The organism is Mucilaginibacter sp. GW821-FHT07H05 (assembly GCF_059418485.1).
The window spans coordinates 207160-223097 of record NZ_JBWKPY010000001.1 but is presented as its reverse complement, the minus strand read 5'-3'; the positions used below and the strand labels follow the sequence as shown (position 1 = coordinate 223097).

Annotated in this window: 17 protein-coding genes; 3 read left to right on the top strand and 14 right to left on the bottom strand. The window is 44.7% G+C overall.

Translation table 11 applies throughout. From position 1 onward, the window contains the following. Window positions 1-52 precede the first annotated feature (52 nt). From AC07M6_RS01080 to AC07M6_RS01035, 10 genes are all read right to left on the bottom strand, one after another. Entirely contained in the window at window positions 53-718 is a 666-nt protein-coding gene (locus tag AC07M6_RS01080) for a GDSL-type esterase/lipase family protein (protein WP_494886840.1), read from the bottom strand. Between the two features lies 1 nt (window position 719). After that, on the bottom strand, window positions 720-1211 hold the full coding sequence (locus AC07M6_RS01075) for a cytidine deaminase (protein ID WP_494886839.1): 492 nt from the start codon (window positions 1209-1211) through the stop codon (window positions 720-722). Between the two features lie 72 nt (window positions 1212-1283). Continuing rightward, complete coding sequence (locus AC07M6_RS01070; RefSeq protein ID WP_494886837.1) at window positions 1284-1580, bottom strand: type II toxin-antitoxin system RelE/ParE family toxin; 297 nt, start codon at window positions 1578-1580, stop codon at window positions 1284-1286. Then, complete coding sequence (locus AC07M6_RS01065) at window positions 1568-1747, bottom strand: hypothetical protein (RefSeq protein WP_494886835.1); 180 nt, start codon at window positions 1745-1747, stop codon at window positions 1568-1570. Before AC07M6_RS01065 ends, AC07M6_RS01070 begins: the two co-directional genes overlap by 13 nt. Window positions 1748-1808: 61 nt before the next feature. Continuing rightward, window positions 1809-2186 carry a hypothetical protein gene (locus AC07M6_RS01060; RefSeq protein ID WP_494886834.1) on the bottom strand — a complete coding sequence of 126 codons (378 nt, stop codon included), beginning with the start codon at window positions 2184-2186 and terminating at the stop codon, window positions 1809-1811. A gap of 100 nt (window positions 2187-2286) precedes the next feature. Beyond that, window positions 2287-4176: a DNA topoisomerase IV subunit B gene (locus AC07M6_RS01055; protein WP_494886832.1), complete on the bottom strand. Its 1890-nt coding sequence runs from the start codon at window positions 4174-4176 to the stop codon at window positions 2287-2289. A 169-nt stretch (window positions 4177-4345) separates the two neighbouring features. Then, window positions 4346-6079 carry a hypothetical protein gene (locus AC07M6_RS01050; RefSeq protein WP_494886830.1) on the bottom strand — a complete coding sequence of 578 codons (1734 nt, stop codon included), beginning with the start codon at window positions 6077-6079 and terminating at the stop codon, window positions 4346-4348. Beyond that, complete coding sequence (locus AC07M6_RS01045) at window positions 6079-6666, bottom strand: RNA polymerase sigma factor (RefSeq protein WP_494886829.1); 588 nt, start codon at window positions 6664-6666, stop codon at window positions 6079-6081. The genes AC07M6_RS01050 and AC07M6_RS01045 overlap by 1 nt, the downstream gene beginning before the upstream one ends. 155 nt (window positions 6667-6821) lie before the next feature. Beyond that, window positions 6822-7577 carry a hypothetical protein gene (locus tag AC07M6_RS01040; protein WP_494886828.1) on the bottom strand — a complete coding sequence of 252 codons (756 nt, stop codon included), beginning with the start codon at window positions 7575-7577 and terminating at the stop codon, window positions 6822-6824. A gap of 165 nt (window positions 7578-7742) precedes the next feature. Next, complete coding sequence (locus tag AC07M6_RS01035; protein WP_494886827.1) at window positions 7743-8240, bottom strand: hypothetical protein; 498 nt, start codon at window positions 8238-8240, stop codon at window positions 7743-7745. Window positions 8241-8441: 201 nt separating this feature from the next. On the opposite strand from AC07M6_RS01035, the gene AC07M6_RS01030 reads away from it, so the two are divergent. Continuing rightward, entirely contained in the window at window positions 8442-9791 is a 1350-nt protein-coding gene (locus tag AC07M6_RS01030; protein WP_494886825.1) for an APC family permease, read from the top strand. A gap of 322 nt (window positions 9792-10113) precedes the next feature. Beyond that, window positions 10114-11274, top strand: coding sequence for a trans-sulfuration enzyme family protein (locus tag AC07M6_RS01025; protein ID WP_494886824.1), 1161 nt, complete (start codon window positions 10114-10116; stop codon window positions 11272-11274). Window positions 11275-11277: 3 nt separating this feature from the next. Here the strand turns inward: AC07M6_RS01025 and AC07M6_RS01020 are convergent, their stop codons facing one another. Genes AC07M6_RS01020 through AC07M6_RS01010 form a run of 3 tightly spaced genes read right to left on the bottom strand, consistent with a single transcriptional unit; the run spans window position 11278 to window position 12890 of the window. Continuing rightward, window positions 11278-11883: a hypothetical protein gene (locus AC07M6_RS01020; protein WP_494886823.1), complete on the bottom strand. Its 606-nt coding sequence runs from the start codon at window positions 11881-11883 to the stop codon at window positions 11278-11280. A gap of 33 nt (window positions 11884-11916) precedes the next feature. Then, a complete protein-coding gene (locus AC07M6_RS01015) occupies window positions 11917-12423 on the bottom strand; it encodes a transposase (protein WP_494886822.1) in 507 nt (168 codons plus the stop codon). Window positions 12424-12428: 5 nt separating this feature from the next. After that, window positions 12429-12890, bottom strand: coding sequence for a MarR family winged helix-turn-helix transcriptional regulator (locus AC07M6_RS01010; protein ID WP_494886820.1), 462 nt, complete (start codon window positions 12888-12890; stop codon window positions 12429-12431). A gap of 148 nt (window positions 12891-13038) precedes the next feature. Between AC07M6_RS01010 and AC07M6_RS01005 the strand changes: the two genes are divergently transcribed. Then, the gene (locus tag AC07M6_RS01005) at window positions 13039-14760 is read left to right on the top strand and encodes an XdhC family protein (protein WP_494886818.1); all 1722 of its coding nucleotides are present in this window, start codon (window positions 13039-13041) and stop codon (window positions 14758-14760) included. 258 nt (window positions 14761-15018) lie between these two features. Here the strand turns inward: AC07M6_RS01005 and AC07M6_RS01000 are convergent, their stop codons facing one another. Further along, window positions 15019-15804, bottom strand: a complete 786-nt coding sequence (locus AC07M6_RS01000; protein WP_494886817.1) for a DUF4350 domain-containing protein — start codon at window positions 15802-15804, stop codon at window positions 15019-15021. Window positions 15805-15938: the final 134 nt, after the last annotated feature.

Sequence of the window (15938 nt, the reverse complement as noted above, 5' to 3'; positions counted from 1 at the left end):
AAACGTAAAGCTACCGGTTTTAGTCTCCCATTGATATACACCAGGTTAATTACTATTTCAAATATTCGGCAATCACCTTTTCCCAATGGTCGTACCCAATGGGGTTTAAATGCAGCATATCTTTTTGAAAATAGGTCGAATCCGGCAGCGATTTTGGGGTAAGCAGCGTAGTGTTCACATCAATATAGTAAACGTTTTTTTGCGTTTTAATGTAAGCCGTTATCATCATATCGCCCAGGGCAACCTCGTTATAGTATTTGGCGCGGCTTGGACTTAACTTCATCGACAGGAAGTATACTTTAGCTTTGGGTAAATGCTCCCTGATCATGCCCAGCATAGTTACAAAATTATCGTAAACGGCCTGCGCGCCACTGCCCGCGGCTATATCGTTATCGCCCACATAAATAAATATTTTAGATGGGTTATAAGGACACACTATCGATGGCATATAATATTTAACCCAATCGGCTATTTTTGAACCGCCTACCCCGCGCATAATAATTTGTTTATTGGGGAAATGAGCAGGCAGATCGACCCACTTGCGGATAGATGAACTACCGATAAACAGGATCCCGCCAGGCTTTGGCATCCTCAGGCTATCCTGACGTTGAAACGCCCTGATCTCACTTTCAAAAGGATAGGCATCTTTGGGTTTATCCTGCGCAAATGTGCTTGCGCTAAATACCAGCGTAATAAAAAGCAGAAATTGATATTTCATTTTATTGGGCAATTAACCGGTCTTCAAAAAACATAAAAGGTAAAAAACTGGCAACCCCGTTAGTGATCCATACCGGGCCGTCGATGCAATATAGGATAATTCGCAATTGCTGATCCTGCTTTTTTTCGTATTCGGCCAACACCTGCAGGCAGGAACCACAGGGGGTAACCGGCTTAATAATATCGAAGTTATTTGTATGCGCGGTAACGGCAATGGTTTTAATAGGATCATCAGGATGATTAGCGCCCCAGTTAAACAGGGCAACCCGCTCGGCACACAGACCGGATGGATAGGCTACATTCTCCTGGTTGCTGCCGTGGATCACCTTGCCGCTCTCCAGTTGCAGGGCAGCCCCCACCCTGAATTTTGAATACGGCGAGTGCGAATTCTCCATCGCCTTAACCGCCTCGCGGCATATATCCTGATCTGCCTTGCTCAACTCTGCTAAAGTACTATACTCCTCAAAGGCTATTTTTATTTCGTGATTTGTCATTATTTCAGCCCGTCCTAAAAAGCGGGGGAAACAATATAGGGAGAAAGATTGGGAATTGCAAACAAGGGTTGATTATAACTTGATCGAATTTAATAATCGAGCCGAATGATGTATCCTGACAATGCTAATTTTATTGTCTGATTGGATATGATAAATCAGGCGATAGCTTCCTTCAATGAGCTCTCTAAGTTTTACATTCCCAAATTCCGGGACTACCTTACCGGCTTCTATATTGTCAGTCAGTATAGCAACCCGTTTAGTAAGTTTGTCAATAAATCGTCCCGCATAATATTCTGAATCCAGTGCGATGTAATCGTATATTGATTTAAGATCATTACGAGCGCTCCTTGCCCATATTATTTTTGCCATTCTTTAACTTGCCGTAAAACTTCTTCGTGGGTTATGGTATCGCCGTTTTCAATATCTTTCAACCCTTGTTCTACCTTGTCAATAAATATTAGTTTTTCTAACAATACTTCAAGTTCAAAATTTTGCGGCAAATCATTAATCGTTTCAAGCACTTTATCCCTGTTCATAATCAAAAATCTTAATTATATAAATATACCATAAAAACAGAATATCAGCAAAATACTACACTCAGCTTTTAGGCTTTGTATATTTCGCCACTCCAAAATCTTGTGAGTCCATTACCAATGAATCTTTTATGAAGTAAATTTTGGCCGCATATGTAAAATCATCATAGTATATTTTCAGCGAATCTTTCACTAATGAATACTTGTAACTTTTTTTATTTCTGGAATAGTATATCGAATTCTTTCTGATATCAAAATTTGCATTTCCTGCTGTGTCAATCCAAACTCCTTGTATTTTTTCACTATAAGCAGGTGCCTCAATTATGGTTCCTTGTACCTTCCTTACCCTTTTTATGGAGTCTTTGGCTTCTTGTTTTTTATCGGTTACAGTATTACAACTCACAAATACGCAATAGGCCAATAAAACAATCATGCTTCTCATATTTATCTATTCGGGGTCTATTTAGAGCAGCAATCATCGGCAAGCAGATCCGCTCTGTATATCGATGATTGCTTTGTACCTCGCAATGACGTATTAGTCCTTACACCGCTACCGGTAAAATCTCGTCATCAGCTACAATCGTCGGGTTTACTGTTTCATCATCCTTTTCAATGCGCAGGTTTTGGATAATGTGCTGCTGGCGCACCGGGGTATTTTTACCCATAAAGTATTCCAGTAGGCCTTTGATGTTAGCATCTTTCAGGATCACCGGGTCAAGGCGGATATCCTTGCCAATGAACAGGCCAAATTCCTCTGGCGAGATCTCACCCAAACCTTTAAAGCGGGTGATTTCGGGTTTTACGCCCAGGCGGTTAATGGCGTTCACACGCTCTTCATCGCTGTAGCAATAAACGGTTTCCTTTTTATTACGCACGCGGAACAGCGGCGTTTGCAGGATAAACACATGCCCGGCCTTCACCAGATCGGGGAAGAATTGCAGGAAGAAGGTCATCAGCAACAAACGGATGTGCATACCGTCCACGTCGGCATCGGTGGCAATAACCACGTTGTTGTAGCGCAGGTTTTCTATACCGTCCTCAATATTCAGCGCGTGCTGTAGCAGGTTAAATTCCTCGTTTTCGTAAACCACTTTTTTGGTCAGCCCAAAGCAGTTGAGCGGCTTACCCTTCAGACTGAACACGGCTTGTGTCATCACATCGCGCGATTTGGTGATGGATCCGCTGGCCGAGTCACCTTCCGTAATAAACAGGGTGGTATCCTGGCGGCGCTCGTGCGTATCTTCAAAATGCAGCTTGCAATCGCGCAGCTTACGGTTATGCAGCGATGCTTTTTTAGCCCGCTCGTTAGCCAGTTTTTTTATGCCTGCAATATCTTTACGTTCCCGTTCTGATTGTAGTATCCTTGCCTTCAGCGCATCGGCTACAGCCGGATTTTTGTGCAGGTAATTATCCAGCTCCTTTTTAACAAAGTCGCCGATAAAGGTGCGCACCGTAGGCCCGTCCGGACCAACACTTTGCGAACCCAGCTTGGTTTTAGTCTGCGACTCGAACACCGGCTCCTGCACCTTAATGGCAATAGCGGCTACGATAGACGCGCGGATATCCGAGGCATCGTAATCTTTATCATAAAACTCGCGCACGGTTTTTACTACCGCCTCGCGGAAAGCGGCCTGGTGTGTACCGCCCTGGGTAGTGTTCTGCCCGTTTACGAACGAGTAATACTCCTCGCCGTATTGCTGCCCGTGGGTCATGGCTATTTCAATATCCGGGCCTTTCAGGTGGATGATAGGGTAACGCAGGTTATCGGCAATGGTATTTTTAGTCAGCAGGTCATAAAGGCCACGCTCCGAAAAAAACTTTTGTCCGTTAAAATTAATGGTCAGGCCCGAGTTCAGGAACACGTAGTTCCATATCATGGTCTCTACAAACTCTGGGATAAAACGGTAATTGCGGAAGATGGTATCATCCGGATAAAAATTAATAGCTGTACCGTTACGTTGGGTGGTTTCCTTTTCGGCTTCATCACGGATCAGCTCGCCTTTGGCAAATTCGGCCTGCTTAGTGCGGCCGTCGCGATAGGATTGAACGATGAAGGTGTTAGACAAAGCATTTACCGCCTTGGTACCTACGCCGTTTAAGCCTACCGATTTTTGGAAGGCCTTGCTATCATACTTACCGCCGGTATTGATCTTGGAGACGCAATCGATCACCTTACCCAAAGGGATGCCACGACCGTAATCGCGCACGGCAACCTTATGGTCGCTCATGTTGATCTCGATAGAGCGGCCCGCGCCCATCACAAACTCATCAATACAGTTATCTACAATCTCCTTCAGCAGCACGTAAATGCCATCGTCGTAAGCCGAGCCATCGCCCAGTTTACCAATGTACATGCCCGGCCTCAGGCGTATGTGTTCCTTCCAGTCTAACGACCGTATACTATCATCCGAATATTCAACTTGTTCTGCCATGTAAATTTGGAAAGTTTAACGCCTATCCAATAAATATGCGTTTACGCAAAAATAGCAATTGAAGTCACAATCGGGGCTTTAAGTATTCCACATATTAACATCAAAACTTCCCCAACCTCTTATTCATGCAACGGAATATTAGCAATAAAAAACGGTCCCGGCTAAAACCTTATCGCCTTCCCCTGTTTAACCTAAAGCCAACCGTAAACTGCAACACACCCGGGTTATTAGTATAAGTTCCAAAATCGGATATGATTTTGTAGCCGCCCAAGCTTTTTTGATAGGTAGCATCAAATACCATACGGCCGGTTTGTATTTGCAAGCCTCCCGATAGTCCGAAGTTTATTTTCTTATCATACTTTGTAGCATTGAGCTGCGTAATTACGCCTCTGTAATAAACAGTATCTTTATTTATTACGATTGGTGTGATTGATGTTACAGCATTAGTTTGCTTAACAGGCAGGTTAAACACTGGCCCTGCCTTAACGCTGAAGTTGCCAGAAACCCGGTACATTAATTGCAGTGGAACCGTTGCAAAATAAACTTTACGACTATCTGTCACCTGTATAGGTTGGCTCTTTTCAAACTTACTCCCGTTAGCATGACTATATCCACCGCTCATATTTAACGGGTTCAACAGCAACGACTGAACGTGTAGCCCAAACCTTTTGCCGAAATGATAGGTACCAAATACACCGGTATACATATCAATGGGCAAACTGCCGTAAATATTGGCATTCTGGCTTTTACCGGTGAAACTGCCGCTGGTATTTACCCCGGCCAATAGTCCCCAATCAAATTTGGATGTGCTATCGCCGCTGTCGCCGGGCTCTTTTATCTTCTTGTCCTTTTTTGGCTTTTGGGGCTTGTGCACCTTGATCTTGCTGTTGCCGTCCGTTGCGAAAACCCTGCCCTTATATGGCATATCACCCGGGCGCAGGCTATTTTTAAACGGATAATTACCCTGCGTAACAATGGCACCAAACACATCTTTATCGGGATGATACCCATTTATAGCTGTTAATTCATCCATCGCATTACCGCGCCATGAACCCGGTGTATTACCGGTAAGCAAATCATTACCGTTATCGCCTGCATGGTTTGCACTGGTGCTGTTGCCCGGTAAACTATTCCCTGTATCGCCCGTCTTTTTGTTATTCGTACTTGTGTTAACATCATCCCCGGGTTTCTTGTCCGCCTTATGTTTATTTGCGCCTGTCGTAATCGTGGCGTTATTTTTAATACCATTTGGTATATTTCCTTTATTAGAAACGGGGGCAACCCCTGTTGCTATGGGTAATTGGGGCGATGGCGGCAAACCCGCTCCCCTTTTACCACTTGTTTGTTTATACTGCGCTACTATCGCATTCCTGGCGCTTAACAGTTGGGATAGCCTGTGGTTAGCGGCTGTTAGCCGCTGCTTTATAACAGCAATACTATCCTTAATTTTAGCGTTCTTGTCATCAGCGCTAAGCATATCTGTTAAAGTGCCGCCCGCTGCAGTAATCTGTTGCTGTACCTGTTTGATGCTATCATTGTAAGCAGTTATTTTATCCTTTATATCTAATTCAGTTGCTGCTATGCTATCTGTTTTTTTCACCAATGCCGATAAACTGTCGCTTGCATTGGCTTGCTGCTTTTTCAACATGGGGTTACTATTATGCAACAGGAAGTACAACATGATAGCTGCCGGAACAGTAATAGCCAATGCTATCCATAATTTCATGAAATTGCTACCCGTATCTGCACTATTACCACCGCTGCCGGCTGTTGGTGCAGGGTTTGGCAACTGCTCGTCTAAAAGGCCTTGCATATGTTGCCAGTCGGCAGTTTGGTCATCCTCTATAAGCCATTCGTTACGCTTATTTTGCCAAAGGGCGGAGTATTTTAACCTGTCTTTCATTACGCTTTACTCCTCCTTTCCTTATGATCGGCATTGCCTTGTGCCATTGGCTCAAGCAATTGCCTTAACTGCCGTTTGGCTTCGGCCAAATGCCAGCGCGATGTACCTTCGCTTATGTTTAATTGTTCGCTTATTTCTTTATGTGTAAACCCGTCCAATACCGATAGACTAAATACCGTTTGCGTAGCCGGTGGCAGTATACGAATCTGCTGTAGTATGTCTTCAAAATATAGCTTATCCAGTACCAGCGGCGATATAAATTGCTCGATGCCATAGTTGGGCGGGGCAGTGGCCGTGTTATTAAATTTTAATTCTTTGCGATACAGGTCTATCGCCGTGTAGATCATGATTTTTCTTATCCAGCCCCCCAGTTCGCCCCTCTCCCTGTCAAAATTACCAATGGTTTTAAACACCTTTAAAAAACCACTGTTAAATGCCTCCTTGGCCAGTTCCTTATCGGGCAGGTAGTTATAGCATACACGCAACATATCGGCATAAAATAGCCGGTACAGCGTTTCCTGCGCCGATCTGTCATTATCAATACATCCTTTTACCAGCTTTTCTACTTGCTTTTTGGTAATATTCATCCAAGATATTTCATGGTGCAGGTATGCCCAAAAGCACTTCGGGTACTAATGGCAAAACGTTGGGTAAAAATTAAACTATTTTTAGATTATTGCTATTAAGCAAAACAGACCGGCCGCGGTTAACCGGCCGGTCTGCTAAAAATAGTAATATTTTTTTACCTGTTCCGCACTTTAGGAGCAATAGTAACCCCGCTTGTGTATTCCCAGTTAAAGGTAATATTGGCTGTTGCCACCACTATGCTACCTGTATAGGTAGTACCATTAAGTGTAATATTTAGCGGATAGGTGCCATTTACCAGGCCAATTGTATTTTGCTTTAAATTAATATTGGCACGCATAAACGCGGGTGTACCACTACACCCGGCGTACTGCAAAACACCGGTAAAGTTTAACATGTAATTGTTATTGGCATCAACACCACTGGTATACATCAACTTACCGTTGGGGCAATAGGTATTGGCGGTATGTGTCTGAAAATAAATATAGGCAGTATCCGAATGGGCACTTTTATAAATTTGCGGTTCAATAATAATCTGATCGCCGGTGAGTGGCAGCGTTGTGTTTGCCGGCGGTACATAAACCCCATCGGTAACTTTAATTTTTAGTCCGTCGGTGCTGGCGCCGTTTATGGTGGCTTTAACCGTGTAGGTACCCGCTTTGCTAAACACAAATGCCGCGGCATTATCTTTTGTTGATATGGTATTAAAACCCGATGGGGTTACTAACCAGCTAATGTTGTCGGTAGCTTTGGCCTTAACGGCTAAAACGGTATCGGGCTCGTTCATTTTCACTTCTGTTTTGGTAGCCGACAACTGGCCACCCGCCGCTATTACACCTTCTAATTTTTTACAACCCTGGATAATAAAGCAGGCCGCTATAAAGGCAAGCAGAAAATAGGTTAATTTTTTCATAATGATGAATCTATTTGGTTTGATGACTGTTTATTGCATCATCGTACTAAAAGTTAAATGCGTTGGGTATGCCCCGGAATTTATTTTAAACAAGCGAACGATTGCTGTAAAAAATACTTACAGATGAAAGGAATGAATGCGGGCGACAGTGATAATGAAGAGCAATTATGTCCCCGCTCTAAACTTAATACAATTACGCGCTTTGTTAATGTTCCTGAAAAAATCCGGGCCCCTGTCGTTTGTTAAACAAACAGCCATAATAACACCTTTATGGTTTTTTTGCAGCGTGATGAGCAAGGCATATTTATAGCCCTTGGTTTCGGGCGAATCGGGCAGGTTCATGAAATAGGTGCGGCCTACATCAGCATTATAATCGGCCAAAACTTCTTCGGGCATCGGCTTTACTAAAAATCTGTTTTCGCCTGCTAATTGCCTGGCTTTTGCGCGGCCCATTTCAATATACAGCGAGTCGGGGGCATTTTCAGATTGCGGGACTACTTTCAGCCATATTTCAAACTCCTGTCCCGGTATGGTCAGGCCGTAATCAAAGTCTATGTTGTCACTCTTTATATCCAGTTCCTTAAACGTATCAGGCAATACAAATGACACATTGGCGCGGTTGGCTATCTTTGTAAAACTTTTAAATTCACGGCTGTTCTTCACAGCTTTTGTTTGCGCAAAAGCCGCTCTGCTGCAAATCAGGAGGCATGTAATCAACAATATTTGCTTAAATTGCCTTGACAAATATTTCATTAAACAATAGGGTGTAATGACCAGTTAAACGAATTTAATAATTATAAGTTACCAATAACAGCAGAAATTCAAAATTATTATACAAATAATAAAACTTAATCTGAAGGAAACATGAGCATTATTCCCCGCCTTAGCCGGTTCGACCTGACTATGATCGTTATAAGCCTTGTAATTGGCATGGGCATATTTGCCAACCCAAGCGAGGTAGCCGTAAGGGCGGGCAGCACATGGATCTTTTTTGGCGCCTGGATATTTGGCGGACTGGTTACCCTTTGCGGGGCGCTTACGTTTGCCGAGATTGGCGCGCGATATCCGCATACCGGTGGCTTTTACAAGGTATTTTCCTATTGTTACCATCCAGCTTTTGCCTTTATGATCAATTGGGTTTTGGTGATCAGCAATGCGGCATCGGTAGCGGTAGTGGCTATTATTGGGGCTAACTATATTAACCCCGTGCTGCTCCCCGCCGATTGGCAAACCCCAGCAGGGACAAAAATCATGGCCATATCATCTGTACTGATATTATACGCTTTAGCCTTCTTAGGCATTAAAGTAAGCGCCCGTACCCAAAACCTGCTGACACTGTTTAAAGTACTGGCCATTGTGGTACTATGCGGGGCCGTTTTTATGCACGATGACACCCACGTTGTAGCGCAAGGCCTGCCGCATACGGGTAACCTCATCACCGCGTTTGGCTTAAGCCTGGTGGCGATATTTTTTACCTATGGCGGTTATCAGCAAACTATCAATTTCGGCGGGGATATCATCGAACCCAAAAAGAATATCCCAAAAGCCATTGGTATGGGTATTGGCATAGTAATCCTGCTTTACCTGTCTGTTAATTTTGCTTACTATAAGATATTGGGGCTGGGTGGTTTACAGCAAACCACTACCCTGGCAGCTACCATGGCCGGGGTGATATTTGGCAGTATTGGCTCCAAAATAGCTTCCGTCCTGATGTTTGTATCGGTGCTGGCTTATATTAATGTGAACGTGATGAGCAACCCACGGGTATATTATGCCATGAGTGAGGACGGTATCCTGCCCTACATCTTCCGCAAGGTGAACCCTAAAACACAGGTGCAGGAATTTGGCGTTACCTTTTTTGTGCTGTGCATTTTGGTGGTGCTGTTTTTTGCCGATAGTTTCCGCAATATGCTGAACTATGTGATGTTTTTTGATACGATAGGCCTTTCGCTGGCGGCGCTTTCCATTTTTATCCTGCGTAAGCGGACGAAACAGCTGGATGGTACAGGTATCTATACTATTAAATGGTTTCCGTTGGTACCCATCATTTTTATCCTATCCTATTGGTTTGTAACACTGAATATCTTTTGGGCCAGTCCGAAGGCGGCCTTTGTATGCCTGGGTGTTTTCGCTTTAGGGTTGGCTATATACTATTTAAGTATTTATTTGAATAAGGGTAAACTTCCGATGGATGGCGATGGAACAGGTAGTTGATCATCCCGAAAGGAAGTTTAAAATCATCAGGGTTATTGCCTGGTGCTTTTTGGTATTGCAGGGGATACAGTTTTATACCATTCATCAACTTGCCTGGTTTAACATTATCGAGTGTTATCGTAATGGCATTTGGAATGGGTTTATCTTATACCTGGTATATTATCTTTATCTGATAATCTTCCTGGGGTTAAATCTCCCGATAGTTTTAAAAAAAACTGATGATATCAATTATAAATCAATCCGTAACAAATTAAGGATACTTGGATTTATGCTTTTTGTCCCGATACTATATCTACTTTTTTTAATCGCTTTTAATTAATACATGGACCTCTCCTACATACTCAACGAACTTGGCGAAGACCGCGCACAATATTTTAACGCTGTTGCTCCGCCTATTGTTCAAACCAGCAATTTTGTTTTTAATACCGTTAATGATTTCCGCGAGGGATTGAGCGATGAGTACGACAAGAATATCTACTCGCGCGCTAACAACCCCACCATCAATATCCTGCGTAAAAAACTGGCCGCGCTGGATGGCGCCGAAGATGCCATGGTTTTTGGCAGTGGAGTAGCCGCTATTGCCGTCCCCGTGATTGCCCTGCTTAAAAGTGGCGACCATGTGGTTTGTATAGAAAATCCTTACAGCTGGACTATCAAGCTGTTTACCAAACTACTCCCCCGCTTTGGTGTTACCTGCACTTTTGTAGATGGTACCGAGGTGCAAAACATTGCCGATGCTCTTCAAACCAACACCAAACTCATTTACCTGGAAAGCCCCAGCACATTTAGTTATGAGTTGCAGAATTTAGTGGCAGTAGCAGCTTTGGCCAAAAGCAAAGGCATCCTGACGATGATTGATAACAGCTATTGCTCGCCCCTGTACCAGCAGCCTATCCGGCTGGGTATCGATTTGGTGGCGCAATCGGCTACCAAATATTTGGGCGGGCATTCAGATGTTGTAGCTGGCGTATTAACTGGCAGCCGCGAACTGTTAAAAAAGATCTTCGAGTTAGAGCACATGAACATCGGCGCGGGCATGGCGCCGCAAACGGCCTGGTTGCTCATCCGTGGCCTGCGTACCCTGCCCCTGCGCCTGCAACGCAGTTTTGAGACCTGCAAGATCATCACCGCCTGGCTGCAGCAACACCCGGCGGTAGACCAGGTGATATGGCCTTTTATGCCCGGGTTTAAACAAGCCGAACTTGCGCACCAGCAAATGCAGGGCTGCGGCGGCTTATTCAGCTTTACGCTGAAAGAGCCGTCTATCCAAAAGATAGAAAAATTTTGCAACAGCTTGCAACATATCCTGATGGCAGTATCATGGGGCGGGCACGAAAGCCTGGTGATCCCGGCTATAGCCACCATTCCCGTTGCCGATTACCGGGCGGATAACTATCGGCACCAACTGATCAGGATGTATGTAGGATTAGAGGATGCGGATTATTTGATTGGGGATTTGGGGCAGGCTTTGGGTGGGTTGTAAAGTTTAATTATTCTTAATCAACTCATTTTTTCGTACCGTCATTATAAAAGGGATAGTATCTTTTGGCGATCTGTATAAATTAATATCTAAATCCTTTCGATCGTTGGATATAATAGAGGGTTTTAACAGGGCAAATTGATACTTGTCATTATTCCGGGTTGAATAGGCCAACCAGATCGTATCCCTACGAAGGGTATAAGTGCCGCTTATTTTATCCACTCCAAAACAAATGCTTCTCATGTAAAACGTTTTATTCTCTTTAAGCTTGATCAAAAAAGTGCAACCGGCCACACCGCCCCTGCTTGCGGTCAGCACGTCTTTACTTTCATAGCTTTCGTAATTGATTATCCCGAAAGGGCGAAAAGCTATTAAACACAAAAGTGTAAGCATGATGATTATAAGATATAACCTCGTCGAGTCGCGAAATTTTTCTTTACTCGCCAGGTACAATTGATTAAGTAAGCAAATCAATAAAACAATAAAAACCAACCCAAATACCGGGACCAGCACCATGGCTAACATACCCAACATGCCTTCCCAAAAGTAGGTTGTGTTGATGAGTACGAACAATATAACGGTAGCTATTAATAACCTTTTATGCTTATACATTGTGCAGATTAGTTTTTATAAATATAAGCTTCATTAATTAATCCGCATCCCCAACACCATATAAAACAAAGGCACTAAAGCCAACGATACCGCTATAAACACCCCTACCCGCAGGTAATTCAAATTCTTCCAGCGGGTGACGCGGGCCAGCAGGTTGTCGCTTTGCTCGCCGGTATTGGCTATACGCTGAAACTCGATAATGCGGGGCGCAAAGTAAACCAACGTCCATACACGCACCGCAAAATGGATGGTGAATAATATCAACAGCCCATTCCTCACCTGTTCTAATTGCCAGCAAAAAGCAATGGCAGCTATAAAAGTCAACTCGTGCACCGAATGTATGGCTATCCAAAAAGTTTTGAGATCCAGGCCATGTTTCCCTTTAAATAGTTGGAAAGATCCCGGTGGATCGGCTGTCCATTTGGGTACGATGACCGCGGTTTCAAAGATCTGCGCGCCGTTCATTAAAAAATAGACCAGGGTGGTTATCAATAGCCAAAATTCGGCCCGTGCTATGTATTCGGTGGTTATATTATTCATTTTTTTTATTTTAAACTGTCGGTTACATCGTCCATTATTTGCATAGCCGATAGCATATATTTTTCTATTATTTGTTTTTCCTGTTCGGTCAGTTTGCTGACCAGATCCACCATTTTACTTTGCAGGCCGGCGAAAATCGGGGCAAGCAAGGTCATGGCTTTTTCCTGGTTGGGGACGATCATGATCTTCCGGCGGTCGTTTTTATCAAAGGCACGATGCACTAATCCTTTTCCCTCCAGCCGGTCAATCAAGCCGGTTACAGCGCCGGTGGTTAAACCGGTCTGCCTGGCTAACTCGCCAGCGGTCATCTCCCCCTGACGGATAATAAGGCCTAAATATTTATGATCCGTTCCGGATAAGCCCGCTTTACGGGCAATTGCCTCGTGCATCCGAATGGTGCTGTCCGAAAACTTACGACCGAGGGTACTGATAGCTTCGATCCTGGCTTGCATTGGTTTTTTACTCATTTATCTTATCAAATAAATATCTTAGTTACTAAGATATTTATAATTTTTGTAATCGTCAACATATTTTTCATTTCCGTGGTTCTATACCTGATATCCGCCCTGTTGATAATGCTGCACAGGCTGATTATCTTTACACAAGATTATTACCATGTCCGAACTGCAACGCCTTTTAACCGCTTACGATGCCGAACGCCATTTAGGCAAAGCCTGCGCTTTGGCTACGGTGGTGGAGGTAAACGGCTCGGCCTACCGCCGCCCCGGCGCGCGGATGCTGGTAACCAGCGAGGGGCAACTCACCGGTACCATTAGCGGCGGTTGTTTAGAGGGCGATGCCCGCCGGCGCGCGCAACAGGTCATTTATCGCGGTAAGCCCGAAATTATTGTTTACGATAGCACCGATATTGACGACGACCTGGAAAACGGCGCGCAATTAGGCTGCCAGGGACAGGTGTTTATCTTATTAGAACCCATTAATTTTGCCGACAAGCATAACCCGCTTGAACTGCTCCGCGAAACTTTTCAATTGCAACAGGCATCGGTACTGGCAACCATATTAAAAAGCAGCAATAGCAACATAGCCCCTGCCGCCGAGCGTTTATTGTTACTGAACGACGGAACCCTAAAAAGCGGACAGATCAATCCCGATTTTATCCAGGATCAGTTGCTCCCGGATATGCGGGAGGTATTACACAACCAGGCATCGGCAGTACAGGATTATGAATATGCTGGCACAATTATCCGTGTATTTTTAGAGATGATTAAGCCGGCCCCCTTGTTAACCGTTTACGGGGCGGGTAATGATGCGCAGCCGCTGGTGCGCATGGCTAAAAACCTGGGCTGGCGGGTGATGGTGATTGACGGACGGCCTTTACAGGCATCGCCTCAACGTTTCCCCGAAGCCGAAATGGTGCAGGTGGCCCGTGTGGGCGAATTACAACAATACGCCACCCGGCAAGGGTTTGCCGTGTTGATGAGCCATAATTATCATTATGACCTGGCCGTGCTGGAAGCATTGAACAACCTGCCCGATCTGGCCTACATCGGCATACTTGGCCCCCGCAAAAAAACCGACCGGATGTTGAATGATCTTAGTGAAAAAGGGATAGATACCGCCGCGCTTGACCGGCGCATCCATAGCCCCATTGGTTTAGATATTGGCGGCGAAAATGCGGATGAAATTGCCCTGTCCATCATGGCCGAATTGCTTGCCGTGCGCAATGGCTACAATGGCGGTTTTTTACGTAATTTAGATGCACCAATTCACGATAGAAACCTAATAATGGATAATACAGGCACCATCATCCTGGCAGCAGGCAGTTCAAGCCGCATGGGGCAGCCCAAGCAGCTATTAAAGTACAAAGACACCTCACTGTTGCGCCATGCAGTGGAAACAGCCCGGGCTACCCGTGCCAAAGGCCCCTTACTAATAGTAACCGGCGCCCTGCACGACGAGTTGTTTAAAGAATGCGCAGGCCTCAATATCAGCGTAGCCCATAATACCAACTGGCAGCAGGGCATGTCTACTTCTATCCACACCGGGTTAAGGGCATTGACACGTGCCAATCCCGCTACTACAGGGGCACTGATTATGCTGTGCGATCAGCCGCTCATCACTACCGAACACTTAAACAACCTGCTGGATATGTTTGCGCACCACCGCAGCCAGGTAATTGTAGGCACGGCTTTCGCTAATGTAGTAGGCGCACCCTGCATCTTCAGTCGCGAGGTGTTTGAAGTGCTTTACCAATTAAAAGGCGATAAAGGCGCCCGGCAGATCTTCGACGATCCGCCGCAGCGGCTGGTCACCGTACCGTTTAAACCAGCGGCTATTGATGTGGATACGATGGAGGATTATGAGAATTTGTTGTAGCCTGGAAGGACTGTCACCCTGAGCTTGTCGAAGGGTGCGTGCGGAGGGCCTACCCACCATGCTTCGACAAGCTCAGCATGACACCCATTAGTTTAACGACTCTGCGTGCGACGAGATTGCCACGCTATCGCTCGCAATGACAAGGTTTTTATACAAGAAACGCCCGGCACTTGCCGGGCGTTTCTTGTTATTTCTATCATTTGCACATCTGCATATCCACGCATCTGCACATCATTCCCCCTTCAGGGGGTTAGGGGGCTATTTCTTCACCTGCTTCACCAACCATTGCGTTACATCGGTAATGGCCTTGTCATTATCATAATGGGCATCAACTGGTAAGTGGCCGTTGGTATACTCGTTATACAGCCATGGATCGGCAATGGCTAAAACGGTGCCTTTGCCGTATTTTGCGGTAGCTATGATAGTAACACCTTCATTCTTTAATAAGGACGTTGCAGGGCCGCTCAGGTCAATACTGCAAACATCCTTCATATAGATCTTTTTAGCGGTTTTAAACAGCGGGTTGCCTTCTACTATCATGGTACCGCTTTCTATTTTGTTGCCTAATACATGGTTGTGCAACTCATCGCTAAAATGCATTCCAAATTTTGCGGCTAAGGTGTTAAAGTGCGGCAGTTCAACATTGGCGCTATCGTTAGCCATCATTACCAACACACCGCCGGCTTTTACAAATTGCTCAATCTGCTCTACATCTTTGGGCATAATGTAGTTGGGGTTAGGGCTTTCCTTTTTACTGTCCGGATCAACAATAATGTAAATATCCGTTCCTTTTAAATTAGCCACGGTTGGCGCTGTTTCCAGTGATTTAAGCTTGAAACCCTCCTTTACAAAAGCATCGCCCCAATTTGAGTAGCCGTTCAAATCTTTCTCTTCCCATATATAATGGAAGCGCTCTTCAACCCCTTCTTTGGTTTTATGTACCTCGTGGTTAAAGTAGTAATCCAGTGTTACAGTTTGGGCTTTAGCCATAAATGGCACCGCCGAAATGGCTATTAAAGCCGATAATTTTAAAAGGTTCTTCATATTTGGTTTATAGTTTGGTTTATATTTTCTCAAAAACATTAAACACAATGTCATTTCGATGAACCTGCGTAGGTTGTGTGTAAGGGTGAGGAGAAATCTTATACGATAGGCTTATCAAACGTATAAGATTTCTC

Coding starts and splice junctions, on each gene's coding strand:
- AC07M6_RS01080 (WP_494886840.1), bottom strand. CDS start 718: ATGAAATATCAATTTCTGCTTTTTATTACGCTGGTATTTAGCGCAAGC.
- AC07M6_RS01075 (WP_494886839.1), bottom strand. CDS start 1,211: ATGACAAATCACGAAATAAAAATAGCCTTTGAGGAGTATAGTACTTTA.
- AC07M6_RS01070 (WP_494886837.1), bottom strand. CDS start 1,580: ATGGCAAAAATAATATGGGCAAGGAGCGCTCGTAATGATCTTAAATCA.
- AC07M6_RS01065 (WP_494886835.1), bottom strand. CDS start 1,747: ATGAACAGGGATAAAGTGCTTGAAACGATTAATGATTTGCCGCAAAAT.
- AC07M6_RS01060 (WP_494886834.1), bottom strand. CDS start 2,186: ATGAGAAGCATGATTGTTTTATTGGCCTATTGCGTATTTGTGAGTTGT.
- AC07M6_RS01055 (WP_494886832.1), bottom strand. CDS start 4,176: ATGGCAGAACAAGTTGAATATTCGGATGATAGTATACGGTCGTTAGAC.
- AC07M6_RS01050 (WP_494886830.1), bottom strand. CDS start 6,079: ATGAAAGACAGGTTAAAATACTCCGCCCTTTGGCAAAATAAGCGTAAC.
- AC07M6_RS01045 (WP_494886829.1), bottom strand. CDS start 6,666: ATGAATATTACCAAAAAGCAAGTAGAAAAGCTGGTAAAAGGATGTATT.
- AC07M6_RS01040 (WP_494886828.1), bottom strand. CDS start 7,577: ATGAAAAAATTAACCTATTTTCTGCTTGCCTTTATAGCGGCCTGCTTT.
- AC07M6_RS01030 (WP_494886825.1), top strand. CDS start 8,442: ATGAGCATTATTCCCCGCCTTAGCCGGTTCGACCTGACTATGATCGTT.
- AC07M6_RS01025 (WP_494886824.1), top strand. CDS start 10,114: ATGGACCTCTCCTACATACTCAACGAACTTGGCGAAGACCGCGCACAA.
- AC07M6_RS01020 (WP_494886823.1), bottom strand. CDS start 11,883: ATGTATAAGCATAAAAGGTTATTAATAGCTACCGTTATATTGTTCGTA.
- AC07M6_RS01015 (WP_494886822.1), bottom strand. CDS start 12,423: ATGAATAATATAACCACCGAATACATAGCACGGGCCGAATTTTGGCTA.
- AC07M6_RS01010 (WP_494886820.1), bottom strand. CDS start 12,890: ATGAGTAAAAAACCAATGCAAGCCAGGATCGAAGCTATCAGTACCCTC.
- AC07M6_RS01005 (WP_494886818.1), top strand. CDS start 13,039: ATGTCCGAACTGCAACGCCTTTTAACCGCTTACGATGCCGAACGCCAT.
- AC07M6_RS01000 (WP_494886817.1), bottom strand. CDS start 15,804: ATGAAGAACCTTTTAAAATTATCGGCTTTAATAGCCATTTCGGCGGTG.